Origin of the sequence: Aliivibrio logei, from assembly GCF_001691055.1 — a bacterium.
In the GTDB taxonomy this organism is placed as follows: Bacteria; Pseudomonadota; Gammaproteobacteria; order Enterobacterales; family Vibrionaceae; genus Aliivibrio; species Aliivibrio salmonicida.
This window is the reverse complement of sequence record NZ_MAJU01000016.1, coordinates 1-3,188: the sequence shown is the minus strand read 5'-3', so window position 1 is coordinate 3,188 and position 3,188 is coordinate 1. Positions and strand designations below refer to the sequence as shown.

Genomic DNA, 3,188 nt, shown 5'->3' with positions numbered 1-3,188 from the left:
GGAAAGCTGTATTGTGTTCTTAATCACATTCAATCTGTTTCTTGCTATCTTAAATCCGTTCAAAACCCCTTGGGTGTTGTATGGTTAAGCCTCACGGGCAATTAGTACAGGTTAGCTCAATGCCTCGCAGCACTTACACACCCTGCCTATCAACGTCGTAGTCTTCAACAACCCTTTAGGATACTTAAAGTATCAGGGATGACTCATCTCAAGGCTCGCTTCACGCTTAGATGCTTTCAGCGTTTATCGATCCCGAACTTAGCTACCGGGCAATGCTACTGGCGTAACAACCCGAACACCAGAGGTTCGTCCACTCCGGTCCTCTCGTACTAGGAGCAGCCCCTTTCAATCATCCAACGCCCACGGCAGATAGGGACCGAACTGTCTCACGACGTTCTAAACCCAGCTCGCGTACCACTTTAAATGGCGAACAGCCATACCCTTGGGACCGACTTCAGCCCCAGGATGTGATGAGCCGACATCGAGGTGCCAAACACCGCCGTCGATATGAACTCTTGGGCGGTATCAGCCTGTTATCCCCGGAGTACCTTTTATCCGTTGAGCGATGGCCCTTCCATTCAGAACCACCGGATCACTATGACCTGCTTTCGCACCTGCTCGAATTGTCATTCTCGCAGTCAAGCGGGCTTATGCCATTGCACTAACCACACGATGTCCAACCGTGTTTAGCCCACCTTCGTGCTCCTCCGTTACTCTTTGGGAGGAGACCGCCCCAGTCAAACTACCCACCAGGCACTGTCCGCAACCCCGATAAGGGGCCAACGTTAGAACATCAAGCATACAAGGGTGGTATTTCAAGATTGCCTCCACAAATACTAGCGTACTTGCTTCAAAGGCTCCCACCTATCCTACACATGTAGGGTCAATGTTCAGTGCCAAGCTGTAGTAAAGGTTCACGGGGTCTTTCCGTCTAGCCGCGGGTACACTGCATCTTCACAGCGATTTCAATTTCACTGAGTCTCGGGTGGAGACAGCGTGGCCATCATTACGCCATTCGTGCAGGTCGGAACTTACCCGACAAGGAATTTCGCTACCTTAGGACCGTTATAGTTACGGCCGCCGTTTACTTGGGCTTCGATCAAGAGCTTCGACCGAAGTCTAACCCCATCAATTAACCTTCAAGCACCGGGCAGGCGTCACACCGTATACGTCATCTTACGATTTAGCACAGTGCTATGTTTTTAATAAACAGTTGCAGCCACCTGGTATCTGCGACTCCCGGCAGCTTAGAGAGCAAGTCTCATCACCGCTAGGAGCGTACCTTCTCCCGAAGTTACGGTACCATTTTGCCTAGTTCCTTCACCCGAGTTCTCTCAAGCGCCTTAGTATTCTCTACTCGACCACCTGTGTCGGTTTGGGGTACGATTTCTTATAACCTGAAGCTTAGAGGCTTTTCCTGGAAGCATGGCATCAATAGCTTCACACCCGTAGGTGCTCGACATCGTGTCTCAGCCTAACAAGAGTCCGGATTTACCTAAACTCTTAGCCTACGCACTTGAACTTGGACGACCGTCGCCAAGCCTACCTAGCCTTCTCCGTCCCCCCATCGCAATTATAAGAAGTACGGGAATATTAACCCGTTTCCCATCGACTACGCTTTTCAGCCTCGCCTTAGGGGTCGACTTACCCTGCCCCGATTAACGTTGGACAGGAACCCTTGGTCTTCCGGCGAGGGGGTTTTTCACCCCCTTTATCGTTACTCATGTCAGCATTCGCACTTCTGATACCTCCAGCATGCCTTACAGCACACCTTCAACGGCTTACAGAACGCTCCCCTACCCAACACAATAAATTGCATTGCCGCAGCTTCGGTGTATAGCTTAGCCCCGTTACATCTTCCGCGCAGGCCGACTCGACCAGTGAGCTATTACGCTTTCTTTAAATGATGGCTGCTTCTAAGCCAACATCCTGGCTGTCTGAGCCTTCCCACATCGTTTCCCACTTAGCTATAACTTTGGGACCTTAGCTGGCGGTCTGGGTTGTTTCCCTCTCCACGACGGACGTTAGCACCCGCCGTGTGTCTCCCGGATAGTACTTACTGGTATTCGGAGTTTGCAAAGGGTTGGTAAGTCGGGATGACCCCCTAGCCTTAACAGTGCTCTACCCCCAGTAGTATTCGTCCGAGGCTCTACCTAAATAGATTTCGGGGAGAACCAGCTATCTCCAAGTTTGATTGGCCTTTCACCCCTAGCCACAAGTCATCCGCTAATTTTTCAACATTAGTCGGTTCGGTCCTCCAGTTGATGTTACTCAACCTTCAACCTGCCCATGGCTAGATCACTTGGTTTCGGGTCTATATCCAGAGACTGAACGCCCAGTTAAGACTCGGTTTCCCTACGGCTCCCCTAAACGGTTAACCTTGCCACTGAATATAAGTCGCTGACCCATTATACAAAAGGTACGCAGTCACATAACAAGTATGCTCCTACTGCTTGTACGTACACGGTTTCAGGTTCTATTTCACTCCCCTCACAGGGGTTCTTTTCGCCTTTCCCTCACGGTACTGGTTCACTATCGGTCAGTCAGTAGTATTTAGCCTTGGAGGATGGTCCCCCCATATTCAGACAGGATATCACGTGTCCCGCCTTACTCGTTTTCACTGATGATGAGATGTCGGTTACAGGGCTATCACCTTGTATCGCGCCACTTTCCAGAGGCTTCACCTGTCTCATTAACAACTTAAGGGCTAACCCAATTTCGCTCGCCGCTACTTTCGGGATCTCGGTTGATTTCTCTTCCTCGGGGTACTTAGATGTTTCAGTTCTCCCGGTTTGCTTCGCTGCGCTATGTATTCACGCAGCGATACTAGCTTATGCTAGTGGGTTTCCCCATTCAGAAATCCCAGACTCAAAAGGTTTTTACTACCTAATCTGGGCTTATCGCAAGTTAATACGTCTTTCATCGCCTCTGACTGCCAAGGCATCCACCGTGTACGCTTAGTCACTTAACCATACAACCCCAAGAGGTTTCGTATGGCATAAACAACCAAGGTTGAACTCTTCATTGAGAGTTCTGGTTTTTCGCCGGATTCAAAATACAAGAACACTTGAATGTGTTTTTAATTTGCTTATCTAAAGATAAACAAAAGATATTAAGAACTTTTAAATTTTGATTTGAATAACTCGTAAGTTATTTAAATCAGTCAGCTTTCCAAATTGTTAAAGAGC

At 49.0% G+C, this 3,188-nt stretch carries 1 rRNA gene; it reads right to left on the bottom strand.

The window, feature by feature from the left end:
• Nucleotides 1-80 precede the first annotated feature (80 nt).
• Nucleotides 81-2,971 (bottom strand): 23S ribosomal RNA (locus A6E04_RS15425).
• Nucleotides 2,972-3,188: the final 217 nt, after the last annotated feature.